Raw genomic sequence first — 15968 nt, forward strand, 5'->3', positions numbered from 1 at the left:
AATATGTGCTGGAGTTGGGGAGAAGAGAAAAATAATTTATACCCCTAAGAGCACAATGTATCTGACTTAAACATCTCAAAGGTATAAGCTTGGTATAACTACTTGTGCGCTGGAGCGCGCACGTGAGACTACACAGACACCGTCACAGTGAAGTGATACCGATATTCGGAGGATAGATTGTCAATGACTGACAAGGCTATGGCACACTTCGCTGGCGCCGATGAATGGGTCGAGCAGTATTTCCTGAACAGTCCCGAAGACGAGCGTGAAGAATTCACCCCGGCAGAGTTAGAGGATTTAGCTCGCACCCACCGTGCGCTGGCTCGAATCCGCATGCCTAAGACCCCCGTTGTTGCTGCCCGCAACGACGAATACAACACCACCCTATACGTCACGACCGACGACATGCCGCATATTGTCAGCTCCCTGACTGCGTGCCTCGCAACGAACTTTGGTGGTTTCGTTACCATTCTTCACCCCACCTTCCTCGTAGAACGTGATCCGGAAGGTGCCATCCTGAGCCTGCGCGGCACCGGCATGCGTGGCAACCTCGCCAGCGGTGATACCGCTACCCTGGGCGTGCCCTCCCTGAAGCTCAGTGAGAACGCCCCCGAGGGCGCCACGGTCGCTATTGAATCCTGGATTGCAGTCCGCCTGACCCGCTACCTCACTGAGGAAGATCAGCGCCGTTGCGAGAAGGAAGTTGAGTGCGTCCTTGCTGACGTGCGTGCCTGCCACAGCGACCTGGATGCCATGGTCACCCGCGTTTTCGACATGGCTCAAGTAATGTACGAGCTGCGTGGTGCCACCCTGGGTCACGGCGAGGAATCCTACGCCGCCAACCCGCGCGGTGTGGAGCCTGCCTCCCGCGTGGAGGTGGCACAGGACTTCCTACGTTGGCTGACCCGCGGCAACTTCGTGTTCATGGGTGTCAAGGAGCGCGTTCTGGACGGCTCTTCCGGTGCTATCTCCCTGGTGGACCGCCCCGGCTCGGCGCTCGGTATTCTACGTGCCACCGAGGGCCGTAACCGCATTCAGCTCTCTGGTGAGACTCTCGAACGTGCACTGTTCCCCCGCCCCGTGTACATCACGAAGGCGAACTCCCGCTCCACGGTTGCCCGCAACGACTACCTAGACTACATTGGTGTGCGCCGCTTCGACCTGAACGGTCGAGTCATCGGTGAGTACGTCATCCTGGGTCTGTTTACCCGCCAGGCGTACTCCCTGCCCGCCATTGAGACTCCGCTGGTGCGTGAGCGTATCGCCATGGTGCGCCGCCGCCTCGGCTACCATCCCGGTTCTTACTCTGACAAGGCGCTTCTGGGTGCCCTGGAAGATTACCCGCGCCTGGAACTGCTCCACGCCTCCGCTAATGACCTGACCGAAACTTTCGGCGGCATTATGGGCCTGGAGGAGCGCCGCAAGACCCGTCTGTTCCTGCGCGCAGACCAGTTCAACCGGTTTATTTCCGCCGTGGTGTACCTGCCTCGGGACCGCTACAACACGAACGTGTGTGCGCGAATCCAACAGGTTTTCCAACAGGAATTTGATCTTAGTGCCATCGACCATGAAGTGTACCTGTCCTCCTCATCGTTGGCGCGTCTATTTTTCCGCATTCGGCTCACCAACCCTAATGATGTGCCGAAGACGGATCATCAAGCTCTCGAAAAGCGACTGCAAGAAGCCGCCCGCTCCTGGGTGGAAGCAACCGCAGCTGCTATTGAGGCATGGAAACCCGGAGCGGAAGGCCGCCGACTCGCATCAGCCTGGGCAGATGCGACGAGTGCAGCCTACCGAGCCGATTACACAGTAGAACAAGCAATCGAGGATATCGTGATTCTTGAATCTCTCTCGGGCCAGAAGCCCGCCGCAATCAAGGTTGAAGCCGGCGAAGCCAACACTACCCGACTGAAGACCTACCTGTCCGCACCTCACACCCTCACCGAGCTGCTGCCGGTTATGCAGAATATGGGTCTGGTCGTTGTTGATCAGAAGCCCTACGAGTTCAAGCCTGAGGATGGCGAAGACTACGGCTACCTCTACGACTTTGGGGTCCAGTTCCCCGAAGGTGTAGACGCGAACGCTGTGGCTTCCCTTTACGAGGATGCACTGAACGCCTACCTGCTCGGTGAGCGCGAGTCCGACACCCTGGACCGCCTGATTCTAGCTGAGGGCTTGACCTGGAAGGAAGTACGTCTGTTCCGTGCCCTGAACCATTACCTGATTCAGCTGGGCCTGGGCTACACTCCGTCCTTCATGTCAAACACCCTGCTCGCTAACCCGGCCATCACCAAGCACTTGGTCGAGTTCTTCGAGGTCAGCTTCGACCCGAACAACGGTCTCAACGATGAGCAGCGCAACGCACGCCGCGAGGAAATCGAAGCCGACCTGGTTGAGGAACTGAACCAGATTCCCACCCTGGATGCTGACCGCTATCTGCGCTCCCTCGGTAAGGTCATTCGCGCTATCCTGCGCACTAACGCATACCTTGCTGGCCGCCCCGCACTCGCATTCAAGGTGGCACCGCAGGAGATTGACTTCGCACCCCTGCCCCGCCCCAAATTCGAGATCTTCGTCTACTCCCCGCGCGTTGAGGGTGTTCACCTGCGCTTCGGTAGCGTCGCACGTGGTGGCCTGCGCTGGTCCGACCGCCGTGACGACTTCCGTACCGAGGTTCTGGGCTTGGTCAAGGCACAGATGGTGAAGAACTCCGTCATTATCCCCACCGGCGCGAAGGGTGGCTTCTTCCCCAAGCAGCTGCCCGACCCCGCAGTGGATCGCGATGCATGGATCACCGAGGGTCGCGAGTCCTACAAGGTCTTCATCGGCTCCCTGCTGGACGTCACCGACAATCTCTCCGTTGGCGCTGACGGATCCGAGACTGTTGTCCGCCCCGAGGGTGTTGTAGCACGCGACGCTGACGACTACTACCTGGTGGTCGCAGCGGATAAGGGCACCGCAGCATTCTCCGACACCGCAAACGTAATCAGCCTGGAGCGCGGCTTCTGGCTGGGCGACGCCTTCGCATCCGGCGGCTCCGTCGGCTACGACCATAAGGCAATGGGTATCACCGCACGCGGTGCATGGGAGTCCGTCAAGCGTCACTTTGCTGAGCTCGGCCACGACGCTCAGACCGAAGAGTTCACCGCAGTCGGTATTGGCGACATGTCCGGTGACGTATTCGGTAACGGTCTGCTCCGCTCCAAGGCAACCCGCCTGGTCGCAGCATTCGACCACCGCGATATCTTCCTGGACCCGAACCCTAACGCGGCAGCATCCTTCGACGAGCGTCAGCGCCTGTACAACCTGCCCCGTTCCTCCTGGCAGGACTACAACCGCGACCTGATTTCCGCCGGTGGTGGCGTGTACTCTCGCGGCCTGAAGTCCATCGAGATCACCCCCGAGGTACGCGAGGTTCTGGATCTGGACGAGTCCGTCACCGAGCTGGCACCGACCGAGCTGATTTCTGCTATCCTCAAGGCACCGGTCGACCTGATTTACAACGGTGGTATCGGTACCTACGTGAAGGGATCCACCGAGACCAACGCACAGGTAGGCGACAAGGCTAACGACGCACTGCGTGTCAATGGTAAGGACCTGCGCGCCAAGATCGTTGGCGAGGGCGGTAACCTCGGTTTCACTCAGCTGGGCCGTGTTGAGGCTGCGCTCAACGGCGTTATCCTCAACACCGACGCAATCGACAACTCCGCAGGTGTGGAAACCAGTGACCGTGAGGTCAACATTAAGATTTTGGTGGACCGCCTCGTGGCACGTGGTGAACTACCCGTTGAAGAGCGTGCTTCCTTCATCGAGTCCCTGCAGGACGAGGTTGGCGGCAAGGTACTCGGCACCAACGTTGAGCAGAACGTGCTGCTGCAGGGTGAGTTCCACGGTTCCTTCCTGGGCATCAACCTGTACAAGCGCCTCATGCACGACCTGGAAGAGTACGCCGGTCTGAACCGCGCCGTCGAGTTCCTGCCCACCGATGATGAGTTGGATGCACGTCTGGAGACCACCGGCGAGCGTCTGACTCGCCCCGAGCTGTCTGTGCTGGCTGCGTACGTGAAGATTTACCTCACTCACGCACTGGAACAGACCGACTTCGCGGACGACCCCTACCTGGAGGGCGTGCTGCGCAGCTACTTCCCGGCAGCACTGGTTGAGCGTTTCGGCCAGCACCTGAACTCGCACCCGCTGCGTAAGGAAATCCTCTGCACCCGCGTCGCTAACGAGCTGGTCAACATCGGTGGTATCACTTTCGCATACCGCGTGATGGAGGAGTTCAACGTTGGTATCGATTCCGTCGCACGCGCCTTCATTGTGGCTCGCGAGCTCTTCGAGCTGGGCACCGCAGCTAAGCTACACCGTGAACTGTCCCCGAAGACCCCGCTGGATGCATGGTTCACCGTTCTGCGCGATAACCAGCGCGTTCTGGACCGTGCCGTCCGCTGGTTCATCACCGAACGTGGTGTGGTCGCTGGCACCAGCATCTCTGAGCTACTGGAGACCTTCGGTTCCGTCGTCGAGATGCGCCGTAACCTGCCCGAGTACCTCTCCGGTACTTCCCGTGACCGTGTTCGTGCAAAGCGCGATGCAGGCGAGGCATGGGGCCTGCCTGAGGAACTCATAGTCATCTGGATTCGCGGCTTTGAGGGCTACGCCCTGATGGACGTTATCCGTTCCGCACGCGACCACGACTTCGAGGCAACCTCGCTGGCACCGGTCTACTTCGCAACCTACGACCGTTTCAAGGTGGACGAGCTGCTCGGCCTCATCTCCGACCTGCCCCGCAACGACCGCTGGGAGATTCTGGCACGTCAGGCACTGCGCGGCAGCCTCTACGAGACCGCTGCAGAGCTGGCACTGTCCGTGGCAGAGGGCGCCAAGGGTGACTTCTCCACTGTAGAAGGTGCACAGCAGGCTCTGGAAACCTGGGTTGAGGAGCACCCGACCCGCGTGGGCAACATTGACCGCGTTCTGAAGGAGATCCGCGAGGCTGCTCCGGACGTTACCGGTCACCCGCGCCTGGCTGTGGTGTCCGTGGCTCTGCGTACTCTTTCGAGCGCATCCTAATGAACTAAGACCCGTTAGGGTCGCGTAGAGCATCCCGGTTCCTTCGCTGTTGAAGGGGCCGGGATGCTTTTATGCAGTGGGTGGGATGTCGCAAAATCTATGCAGAAAAACCTTCTCTGACAACGAACGATGCGTTTTTACACTAAATGCAGTGTGAGACTTTGTTCTAAATCCCGCCAAATATCAGGTAGAGGGTTAAGGAAACCTAAGGTTTTAATCGATATATGGAGTATATTGATTCCCGGCGGCATCGCGGCAAGCTCACTGTAAGCCAAAGGGACCCGGCACCATCATCATGACGAACCCCCACCCTGCGGCACGTGATGCGGTGCTACCAACCAAAAACACACTGCCCCTAATCTTTACGATTATCGACTGAAAGTCTGCAAGATTGTCCACCAGCCCGGTACTGAGGAAAAAAAGTAACAGCGCATGGCGCCTACTCAATTAACTTTCTGCTTTATGTCTCTCCGGTCGCACTGCTGACCACCGTCTTCCCCGCGGTCACCCCGACCATTTACCGGTACAACCTCGATGGTATACCCCTAATCCAGGTGATTCTGGCAGCGTCCATTACCGTTCCTTAGCTCAGTCAGGCGGCCTGCCTGCCCCTTTACCGTGCTATCCAGATGGAGCACAAGAAGATTGCGGGCGCCTGCGAAGGCCTGCGTATTCACGCTGAAATCCTTCAGCACCGGCTCAAGTGCGCTGAAGCACGTGCTGTACGCGCACGCATGTCCGAACCGCAGTTCCAGGACATGACCGCGTTCATTCCCAACTGGCTCTACCTCTTCTTCATGACCATGCTGCTGGTACTGCTTTTTGCCGTACCGTTCGCCCTCGTCCTCCACTGGGTCCCGACTGCATTCGGTGACTTCTTCATCCTGGGCGTTCTCAACATTGCGTTCGCACAGCTGCTGGTCATCCTGAACCTTGTGAAGAACCGCATCATCTGGTTCTTGCTGCCGTTGGTTGGTTCGTTGAAAATGGGACGCTTCTGCTACCCCAGCGCCGATATGGCAACCTACCTGTACCCTAAGGCTCTGGAAGAGGCACACGGTATTGGTGCGCCCATCGACCAAATGAATGAGGGCGAGAAGGACTGCGCAGTCATCCTGCCCAGCGGTATGCTCATCGAGTCCGTGACGGAAGCCTATTACGCCCGCCAGGCAGCGCGTGCCCACATCCTCTCTGAGGGTCGTGGCCACGTGTGACGTTTCGTGTTTATTGCCCGCGTGGTGCCCATTAAGGGCCTGACTGACCTGATTCGCTCCCTCGCGGTGCTGCGCCCCCTCATGGAGGAGCCCAGCATCTACGAACGTTACTGTGGGATCGCCTACGACCGTATTGTCAGCTTCTGCCAGCTGTGACTGGTCATGGACCGCTACAACACGATCTACCGCGAGCTGGGTAAGCTGTCTCCTCGCGCCCCTGAATTCGACCTGGAGTACGATGGCAAATAAACTTACCCGTATGGGCGGACCCGGCAAGTTTGGGCATGGGTCCGCTACGGCGGTAAGCCCATTACCCAGCAGCAGCTCGATTTTGCGGTCAAGAACTACTCTGTCGCAATCCTGTATCCCTGGGAACTGGATGCGGCACGCTACCTGAAGAAGCGTGCACCTCAAATGGTGGTGCTGGCGTATAAGTGCCTGTCCTCCACACGCTCTTATGAGCCCGGCCCAATCTATTCTTTGGATGTGTCTTACCCGCTGGCGCAGTCAATGGCGAATTCCGGTAAGGATTTCTTCGCCCACCGCCTCAATGGCGACCGTATCGAGTGGAAGGGCTACCCTAAGCACTTCCAGCTGCAGGTGTGGAACGCTGACTACCATTGGCACTGGGTGGACGCTGTGGTGCGCGAAATGCGTAACTCACCCTTTGACGGGGCCATGGCTGATAACGACGTGGAGAACGACTACTACGGCCTGAACCTACCCATTCAGGGCGTTCCTTATTATCGCTCAGAAGACCGCTCATACCCGTGCCTTTACTCGCGGTTGGGCTGCCCTGAATACCAGCTCGAAGGATGTGACCCTGAAGGTTCCCTCTAATCTGGTGGATGCGGCAAACCACCCGGGACCCTCGAGCTTCACGTTGCGGGCGCATCAGGGGGTGGTGTACCGCCATAAAGCGTAATTTACCGCTCGCATATCTCTTCGGAGCCTCTGCGCGACACCGCGCATTTGCGTATATAACCTCATATACAAACCCACCGGCAATATAGCCAATTGGCTATATGTACCGGTGGGTTTGTTATATGTGTGCTAGATGAGCTGGGATAGCTTACTTAGCGGGGTAGGAGGGGACGTCGTAGCCGCCCATACGCTCCAGAACGCGAATCACCTGGCAGGAGTAACCGAACTCGTTGTCGTACCAGACGTAGACAATTGCGGAGTCATCGGTCACCACGGTAGCCAGCGAGTCCACAACACCTGCGGTGCGGGAACCCACGAAGTCGGTGGAAACAGCCTCGGGGGAATCCGAGTAGCCCACCTGGCGGCGCAGCTCGCCGTCGATGGATTCGCGGCGGAACAGCTCGTTCAGTTCCTCAGCGGAACCTGCGGGCTTGGTCAGCTTCACGTTCAGGATTGCCATGGAGACGTCCGGGGTGGGAACGCGGATAGCGTTACCGGTCAGCTTGCCTTCCAACTGCGGCAGAGCCTTAGAAACAGCCTTTGCAGCACCGGTCTCGGTGATGACCATGTTCAGCACAGCGGAGCGACCGCGGCGGTCACCCTTGTGGAAGTTATCGATCAGGTTCTGATCGTTGGTGAACGCGTGAACGGTCTCAACGTGGCCGCGCTCCACACCGTATGCGTCATCCAGAACCTTCAGCGCCGGAGTGATTGCGTTGGTGGTGCAGGATGCTGCGGAGAGGATCTTGTCCTCATCAGTGATGACGCTGTCATTGACACCGAACACAATGTTCTTCATGTCGCCCTTACCGGGAGCGGTCAGCAGAACACGAGAAATGCCGGGGCAGTTCAGGTGCTGCTCAAGGCCCGGAACGTCGCGCCAGCGGCCGGTGTTGTCCACCAGTAGAGCGTCGTTGATGCCGTACTCGGTGTAGTCAACGGTGGTCGGGTCAGAGGAGTAAATGAAGCGAACCGGAACACCGTTAGCGATGATGGTGCTGTTCTCTTCGTCTACCTCAATAACGCCCTTGAAGGGGCCGTGAACCGAGTCGCGCTCCAGCAGGGATGCACGTTTGACCAGGTCCTGATCGCCGTTCTTACGCACCACAACAGCGCGCAGGTTCAGACCAGAACCCAGTGGCGAGGAGGAACGCTCCAGCAGAATACGAGCCAGCAGGCGACCAATACGACCGAAGCCGTACAGCACAACGTCCTGCTCCTTGGGCTGGTTGCCCTGGTGGTTCACGGAGGAACCCAGCTGCTCGGGCAGCCACATGGACAGCTCGGGGGAGCCAGCCTCATGGTGAGCCTTGTGCAGAGCAGCAATGTTAATCGAGCATGCACCCAGGTTCAGCTCAGCCAGAGCACGCACCAGCTCCAGGGAGTGTGCGGGGTTCAGAGGTGCACCATCAATGTGAGATACAAAATCGTGCAGCTTCAGCAGCTCAATGACAGACTTGTTGACCAGGCTACGGCCGTGAATGCTCAGCACCACGCCGTTCTCACGGTGCAGCTTACCGATGAGAGGGATCAGCTCCTCTGCGGTAGCCTCACGGTTAACCCAGGTAGCGGTTGCAGTCGTCACGTATGACCTTCTTCCTAACTTCGTCGTTGGAGGGTAGGCGCGACGGTGCTGTCGCGTCAATACCGTGCCGGACGTTAAAGACCCGGCGTCGGTTTAAGTCTAACCCGTGCGAACCCCTCCAGAGCCTCAAAATTAGCGATATTGGGGCTAAAAGTCAGAAGAGGTAGAAGTCAGTTCCTGCACCCGCCCGGCAAGCCAACACAAGCCCTCAAAAGGAAAAGTAAAACCACTTTAAATACCCACAAAAACACACCCCACGACACGGGAAAACATAGGTAAAATTGGAACCATGTTGACTGTAATCGGTGAAGCACTCGTAGATGTCGTCCACCAGTACGACGGAGAAACCCGCACCTACCCCGGCGGATCGCCCATGAACGTAGCCGTCGGCACACGCCGCCTCGGCCACTCTACCAACTTCGTCGGCCACTACGGCCCCGACGCCTACGGTGAAAGTATCAATGCACACCTGCAGGCATCGCGGGTGACCCAGCCCTTCGAACCGACTGCCGAACGTACTTCCATTGCCCAGGCAACCATTGGTGCCGACGGTGCCGCAGAGTACGAATTCGACATCACCTGGTCCCTCGACTCCATCGCCGAGAAGCTCACCGAACTGGCACACACCTCCGATGCAGTGCACACCGGCTCCATCGCCGCCATGCTCGAACCCGGCGCGCACGTGGTCGCCGTAGCCTTCGAAGCCGCCCGCGACAGTGCCCTGCTCAGCTACGACCCGAACTGCCGCCCCACCCTCATCCACAACGTTGATGAGGGCCGCGCCTGGGCTGAAAAGTTCGTGTCCCTCTCCAGCGTCGTCAAGGCCTCTGACGAGGACCTGCAGTGGCTCTACCCGGACCGTTCTCTCGACGACAGCGCACGCGCATGGCTTGACCTCGGCGCCGAGCTGATGGTCATCACCCGCGGCGAGGACGGCCCCATCGCCTTCACCAAGAAGTACCCTGAGGGCATTAGCCAGCCCGCACACCGCGTTGAGGTTGCGGACACCGTCGGTGCCGGCGACTCCCTCATGGCGGCGCTCATTGCGGCTCTACTCGACCGCGGTATCGCCGGCGCTGAGGCGCGCACCAAGGTAGCCGCACTGACCGCCGAAGACATCGCCGACCTGCTGCGTTTCTCTGCAGCCGCAGCCGGCATCACCGTTTCCCGCGCGGGCGCTAATCCGCCTACCCGCGAAGAACTCGATGCCGTACTCAACGGCTAAATAATCTATGCCTCGCCGGTGGATAGCTCACTCTGTCCGCCGGCGTCGCCATACCCACCCGCACCCCACCATTGAGGAGCATGATGAGCAACCTTGGCACCGCACCCCTGCCCCGCGAACCCTACGCGGGCTTGCCCGAACTACCCGAATTCACCCTGACCTCCACCGACATTCAGGACGGCGGCACCGCCCCTGAATGGATGTGCTCCGCCCTCTTCGGCGTGGCAGGGGGTCAGGATCGCTCCCCGCAGCTGTCATGGAGCGGCTTCCCCGAGGGCACCAAATCCTTCGTACTGACCTGCTTTGACCCGGATGCGCCGGTTCCCAGCGGCTTCTGGCACTGGACTATCTCCAACATTCCCGCCAACGTGACCAGCATTGGCACTGGCGCGGATGCACCCGCCGGCGCTCTGATGCACCGCAATGACGCCGGCGTGGCGGGCTTCCTGGGTGCTGCCCCTCCGGCTGGTCACGGCCCGCACCGCTACATCTTCTGCGTCACCGCCGTGGATGTGGAGAAGCTCGACAGTGACGAGAACGCCAGCCCCGCCGTCGTGAACTTTAACCTGCTCGGCCACGGTCTGGGTCGCGCATTTCTGACCGTCACCTACGCGGAACCGGCGGCATAGCGGCATACCGGCTCGCTGGTGCAGTCTAACGAGCTCCGCGCTTTATCCCGTACCGATACACCCCACGACTGAAGGCAAACACTGCATGATTAAACTCATCGCCAGCGACCTGGACGGCACCCTCATCGGGCACGATTTCCGGTTCCGCCCGCGCACCCTGCGCGCCCTTGAGGCTGCCCGCGCCGCCGGGATCAACATCGTCTTCGTGACTGGCCGCCCAAGCCGCTGGCTCACACCCCTACGCGAGCAGACCGACTTTGACTCCTACGCAATCTGCTCTAACGGTGCCGTGGTGTATCACCTGGGCGCGAATGAGGTAGAAGAGATCAACGGCGCAGATCCCGCGGTGATTGCCCACACCCACGAACTCCTAGAACCCATATTCCCCGATGCCACCTACACCCTGGAAACCGTAGACACCGTCTATATTCAGGGGCCGCACGACAGTGGTGAGGTGCTTGAGGGTGCCCGCGTTATTGAGTCGAGTATTGCTGATTCCCTGGAACGAATCGGCTCAACCCCGGTGATCAAGTATCTGATCCGTGTGCCCGGCATGGACCCCGATATCCTGCAAGCGCGCGTGCATCAGGCGGTAGGTTCGCTGGTCGCAGTTACCCGCGGGGTGGTCGGTGAACCGCTCGTTGAGATGGGCTCTAAGACCGTGAATAAGGGACGGATTTTGGAGAAGTTCGCGGCACGCCACGGCATTGAGGCGCACGAGGTGATGGCATTTGGCGACATGCCGAATGACGCGGAGATGCTCTGCTGGGCGGGGGAGGGCTTTGCTATGGCCTCGGGTCAGCCGGCACTCATCGCGAAGGTGGGGCGTACCTGCCCGCCCTTCCACGAGGATGGTGTGGCGCAGACGATTGAGGCGATGCTCGCCGAACGGTCCTAGTCGCCTAGCACTAGTCATCCAGCGCTAGCGGCTGTGTGAGCCCTTGCAGATATAACTCAGACATAAACTTTTATGTCTACACATAAAAAATTTGAGTCTAGACATAAAAATTTATGTCTAGACTCAAATTTTTGTGTCTGATTTACATCTGTTTTGTGTCTAAGCAGGGTGGCAGTTGTGTGTAATACCCAGAAGACGTAAAAAGCGGCCCGGATGGAATCTAATCCATCCGGACCGCTTTTTACACCCTGCGCCTCAGGAGCATTACTCCAACGGGCGCAAGCGTGAGGGGCTAAAACCTAGTGTCCTTCAGACTTCGACGGGTCATAAGGCTCCAGCGGGTCGCCAGTAGCCTTCGTGTACTTCGCGATGAAGGTCATCAGGTGGAAGATAATTAGGGTCGCAGCGGTACCCAGAGCAATACCGGCGAAGGACAGCTCACCGAAGGTCCAGGTGTAATCCGCAATACCAACAATCAGTGCCACAGCAGCGGTGGTCAGGTTGATCTGGTTTGAGAAATCAACACGGTTCTCGCTCCAAATACGAACACCGAGCATACCGATCATGCCGTACAGAACGGTTGCGGCACCACCCAGAACACCTGCCGGGACGGTCGCAATAGCAGCACCGAACGCGGGGAACATGGATAGGCCAATCGCGAAGATAGCTGCCACCCAGTACGCCGCGGTGGAGTACACTTTAGTCGCTGCCATCACGCCGATGTTCTCAGCGTAGGTGGTGGTACCCGAACCGCCACCGAAACCGGCGATGGTGGTTGCCAGGCCGTCCGCCATGAGGGCGCGGCCGGAGTAGTCGTCCAGGTTGGTGTCAGTCATTAACGCAACGGACTTCACATGGCCAATGTTCTCAGCCACAAGCACCAGAATCACGGGGATGAACAGACCAGCGAGCTCCCAGTGGAACTCGGGAGTCTGGAAGTGCGGCAGACCAATGATGCCCTGAGTCTCAACGGTCTTGTGAATGGTGGAGAAGTCCACCTCGCCGCGAATTACCGCGGTGATGTATCCGATAATGACGCCTAGCAGGATAGACAGACGACCAATGATGCCCTTGAACAGTACCGAAATTAGCACAATAGAGCACAGGGTTACCAGCGCGGTAATCGGTGCCTTCATGAAGTTGTCTTTAGCACTGGGCGCCAGGTTGAAGCCAATCAGTGCCACAATCGAACCGGTGACGACCGGGGGCATGAGCTTGGTCAGCCAGCCGGTGCCAGCGAACTGAACAATCAGACCGACGAGGAACAGGGCGATACCCGCCATGACGATGCCGCCGAGCGAACCCGCGGGGCCGTGCGAGGAGCTCGCAGCGGCCAGGGGTGCAATAAACGCGAAGGAAGAACCCAGGTACGAGGGGACGCGTCCGCGAGTAATGAGCAGGAACAAGACCGTGCCGACACCCGAGAAGAATAGGGTGGTTGCCGGCGGGAAGCCGGTCAGCAGCGGAACGAGGAAGGTCGCGCCGAACATTGCAACCACGTGCTGTGCGCCAATGCCGATGGTAATCGGCCAGGCGAGGCGCTCGCTCGGTGCTACGACGGAACCAGGCTTTACGGTGCGGCCGTCGCTGTGGATTGACCAGTCAAAGCCGAGAAGTTTAGAGATGCTCAAAAGGGAGCTCCTGAGATGAATATGGTGGTGTATAAAATTCCACATAATTCTACGCGTATACAGGTGTAGGTCACAGCTAAACGCCTATAAATATGAGCAGGGATACGTTAATTGGGGCATAGTATTCTTTTATCGTGGGCCCATATCCCGTATATAGCCCATAATGCATCAATACCCCGTATATACAATTCAAAGGATATACGGGGTATTGATGCAGAAAGTGAATAAAAACACTCGCTACACGGAGCTCATTAGCTTAGAGAGCATCACGCAGATTCTCCAAGTGATCATAACGCGCCAGCTCATATCGCAGGTGGCCTTCAGTCGGGGACTGAACCGGCAGGAACGACGCCTCACGCAGGCGACGAGCAGTCGGGGAATCAGCCACGTAACCGGCGCCTCCAACGACCTGTAGCTCAAAGTGAGTAGCAATGGTTGCAAAGTGCGAAACACCCAAACGCAAACTCAGCAGGTCACGACGCTCAGCACGCTCCGGCTCAGATGCCAGGCGAACCAGTTCCTCACGCAGGCTCTGGTACTCCGCCAGGATCAGCGGGAACTCAGGGCGGAACACGCCCTGCGAGACGTCCAGGTGCTTAGCAGCCTCCTGCAGTGCACCAGCGGCAAGACCCAGGCAGAACGACGACTGAACCAGAAGGAAGGGCGCGGTCACATCGTGCAGGAACGCCTCAATGTTGTCGCTGAGAACATCCTCGCTCGGAACGAAAACGTCCTCGAACTTCAGGGTGCCGGACTCGGTGCCGTTCAGCGCCAGCAGGTTGCGGTGGTAGTCAACGCTCAGACCGTCGACGTCCTGGCGGACCGTCACGATGTAGCGGTTCGGGTGGCTTTCCGAGGCGTTCTGTACAGCCACCGGAAGAACAATCACGCCGCCCGGGTACAGGTTCGACGCCCACGACACAGATCCGTTCAGCTTCAGACCGCCCTCGACGAGGGTGCCCTCAACCTTGATCGGTGCCAGGCCTGAAGCCTCCTTGTACGCTGCCGCCATGGCGGTGGTGCCGCTGACGGTTGCATCCGCCAGACCGGCGGGTAGCTCGCGGCCCACAGCGTCAAAGAACGCAATGGTGGAGCGGTGAGCCCACAGGGAGAACGCCGTGGAGGCGTCCTCGGTGGCAAGGTCGAAAGCCACCGAAACCTGGGGGACCAGGGAACCGCCGTCGCGGCCCAGGGTAATCAGGCCGTCCTTAGCGATTTCGCGGAGGTTTTCGAAGGGGGAACGCTCGCCGCGGTCAACAGCATCTGCATGGGTTCGGGCGAGTGCGAGCACCTGCTCGCGCTGGGGGTAATCGTAGAGGGGTTCGAGAGTGAACTCGGACATGGGGTTTCTCCTAAGCGGGGAGCATCGCGTCTATGCGTGCAGCTTGAACAGTCGGTCGATGGGGGTGCTGACGGCCTTACGGGCGCGAACAACAGCTTCTTCGTCGGGTGCGTCGTAGAAGCAGAGGCACTTTGCGGTGTCTTCGCGAACGTAGGTGCGCAGGAAGGAAACCTCGGGTACTTCAGCGTACTTGGGGGCGTTTGCCTTCTTGCGGGTCAGGTACTGTTCCATAGTAATCTCTGCGGGGATGTCCCACTCAACCAGGTAGTCTGCGTCCTTCTTGAGCTTCTTGATGTCTTCGAGCTCTGCGCCGACCAGGCGGACTGCGTCGGGGCCTGCGACGGCTGCGCGCTCACCGATGGCTGCGGCGAGGTCGGGGCCGAATGCGGTGTTCTCAGCTTCGACGATGACGAAGACAATCTTGTGGTCTGCGGAGACCTGGGTTTCGATGAGCTCGGCGCCGTGGCTCAGGGATGAGTTGATGGTCTCGATGAGTGCGGTTGCTTCGTCCTTGGACGGCTGGGCGGGGGTCAGTTCTACCAGGTAAAGTGCCATGATGTTCTCCTCGGCTAAGGGTTGAAGGATCGTCCCGGAAGGGGTCTTCCGGTTCGTTATGGAATCACCTTAGACCTGTGGTTGAGGACTGTCTAATAGATTTCGGTTCGTGGCTTAATGTGTCCTTATTTGACTCTAATGTTCGTCATGCGTGTTCATGCGGAGACATAAATCGTCACAGTTTCATGCCTTGGAACGCGCCTACAGCTGTAGAATTTTCGCGCGGGTTATCGTGCCCAATGGCGCATCTATCCGCGCCGTCCCGCTCGTGCCGCAAAATCGTCAAGGGCGCGGTTGAGAGCGGGGACAGTCCACACTTTTTGCCCCTGAATTTTGACGCGTTCTTCACGCAAAATCTGTAACTCCACCATGCGGTTGAGAAGGCGATACGCACTAGCTCGGAACCCCTGCGTGTGTTCCTCCACCATGCGTGCGGTGAAGTCGGGCTCGGTACAGCACAGGTCGGTGAGGGAACGCAGGAGAGGGGTTTTAGGCTGGGCAATGGACAGTACCTCACCGCGTAGGGTTTCAATGTCTTGCGCTAGGATTTCTGCGTTGATAATTGCCTTCTGTGTGGCGTCGATGAAGAGCTCGATGATGGGCCCGGCATCGCCTGCACGGTAGTCGGTGAGCGCCTGAATGTACCCTTTGGTATCGTGCAACACACTTTGATTTTGATATTAAGGCGCCTAATAAGAAAATCAGCGCGGAATGTCTCATTAAAGAAAACGTCCCGAACGCCCCTAAACCCGCCCTCCTGAACCTCCCCCAAACATTCCTAGGCTCCGGGTACCGGTGTATATGCTGGGGCATGTACCCCGGCGTACAGTAGGGGCCCCGAACCCTTGGTAATTCAAGGATTCGGGGCCCTATGCCTATAAACGCTCACGCT

12 protein-coding genes are annotated in these 15968 nt (G+C 58.7%); 7 read left to right on the forward strand and 5 right to left on the reverse strand.

Going from position 1 to position 15968, the window contains the following annotated elements; all coding sequences use genetic code 11:
• Positions 1-183: 183 nt before the first annotated feature.
• From O3648_RS01000 to O3648_RS01015, 4 genes are all read left to right on the forward strand, one after another.
• A complete protein-coding gene (locus O3648_RS01000) occupies positions 184-5073 on the forward strand; it encodes an NAD-glutamate dehydrogenase (protein ID WP_371567869.1) in 4890 nt (1629 codons plus the stop codon).
• Between the two features lie 629 nt (positions 5074-5702).
• The gene (locus O3648_RS01005; RefSeq protein ID WP_279754431.1) at positions 5703-6287 is read left to right on the forward strand and encodes a hypothetical protein; all 585 of its coding nucleotides are present in this window, start codon (positions 5703-5705) and stop codon (positions 6285-6287) included.
• Positions 6288-6293: 6 nt separating this feature from the next.
• Entirely contained in the window at positions 6294-6443 is a 150-nt protein-coding gene (locus tag O3648_RS01010) for a hypothetical protein (RefSeq protein ID WP_279754432.1), read from the forward strand.
• A gap of 258 nt (positions 6444-6701) precedes the next feature.
• Positions 6702-7127 (forward strand): putative glycoside hydrolase, encoded by a 426-nt coding sequence (locus O3648_RS01015; RefSeq protein WP_371567871.1) that lies wholly within the window; start codon positions 6702-6704, stop codon positions 7125-7127.
• 232 nt (positions 7128-7359) lie between these two features.
• On the opposite strand, the gene O3648_RS01020 is transcribed toward O3648_RS01015, so the two are convergent.
• The gene (locus O3648_RS01020) at positions 7360-8796 is read right to left on the reverse strand and encodes a glyceraldehyde-3-phosphate dehydrogenase (RefSeq protein WP_279790801.1); all 1437 of its coding nucleotides are present in this window, start codon (positions 8794-8796) and stop codon (positions 7360-7362) included.
• A gap of 289 nt (positions 8797-9085) precedes the next feature.
• Between O3648_RS01020 and O3648_RS01025 the strand changes: the two genes are divergently transcribed.
• The 3 genes from O3648_RS01025 to O3648_RS01035 all read left to right on the forward strand — a co-directional run bounded on the left by O3648_RS01025 (position 9086) and on the right by O3648_RS01035 (position 11548).
• Positions 9086-10021 (forward strand): PfkB family carbohydrate kinase, encoded by a 936-nt coding sequence (locus O3648_RS01025; RefSeq protein ID WP_279790800.1) that lies wholly within the window; start codon positions 9086-9088, stop codon positions 10019-10021.
• Positions 10022-10104: 83 nt separating this feature from the next.
• Positions 10105-10650, forward strand: a complete 546-nt coding sequence (locus O3648_RS01030) for a YbhB/YbcL family Raf kinase inhibitor-like protein (protein WP_371568014.1) — start codon at positions 10105-10107, stop codon at positions 10648-10650.
• An 85-nt stretch (positions 10651-10735) separates the two neighbouring features.
• Positions 10736-11548 (forward strand): HAD-IIB family hydrolase, encoded by an 813-nt coding sequence (locus O3648_RS01035; RefSeq protein ID WP_371567873.1) that lies wholly within the window; start codon positions 10736-10738, stop codon positions 11546-11548.
• Positions 11549-11847: 299 nt separating this feature from the next.
• On the opposite strand, the gene O3648_RS01040 is transcribed toward O3648_RS01035, so the two are convergent.
• From O3648_RS01040 to O3648_RS01055, 4 genes are all read right to left on the reverse strand, one after another.
• Positions 11848-13179, reverse strand: coding sequence for a uracil-xanthine permease family protein (locus tag O3648_RS01040; protein ID WP_279790797.1), 1332 nt, complete (start codon positions 13177-13179; stop codon positions 11848-11850).
• Positions 13180-13435: 256 nt separating this feature from the next.
• Positions 13436-14521 (reverse strand): acyl-CoA dehydrogenase, encoded by a 1086-nt coding sequence (locus O3648_RS01045; protein WP_371567876.1) that lies wholly within the window; start codon positions 14519-14521, stop codon positions 13436-13438.
• A 30-nt stretch (positions 14522-14551) separates the two neighbouring features.
• The gene (locus O3648_RS01050) at positions 14552-15076 is read right to left on the reverse strand and encodes a DUF4242 domain-containing protein (RefSeq protein ID WP_371567878.1); all 525 of its coding nucleotides are present in this window, start codon (positions 15074-15076) and stop codon (positions 14552-14554) included.
• Positions 15077-15324: 248 nt separating this feature from the next.
• Entirely contained in the window at positions 15325-15741 is a 417-nt protein-coding gene (locus tag O3648_RS01055) for a hypothetical protein (RefSeq protein ID WP_279790796.1), read from the reverse strand.
• Positions 15742-15968: the final 227 nt, after the last annotated feature.

This window comes from Rothia sp. 27098_8_161 (assembly GCF_041432905.1).
GTDB lineage: Bacteria > Actinomycetota > Actinomycetes > Actinomycetales > Micrococcaceae > Rothia.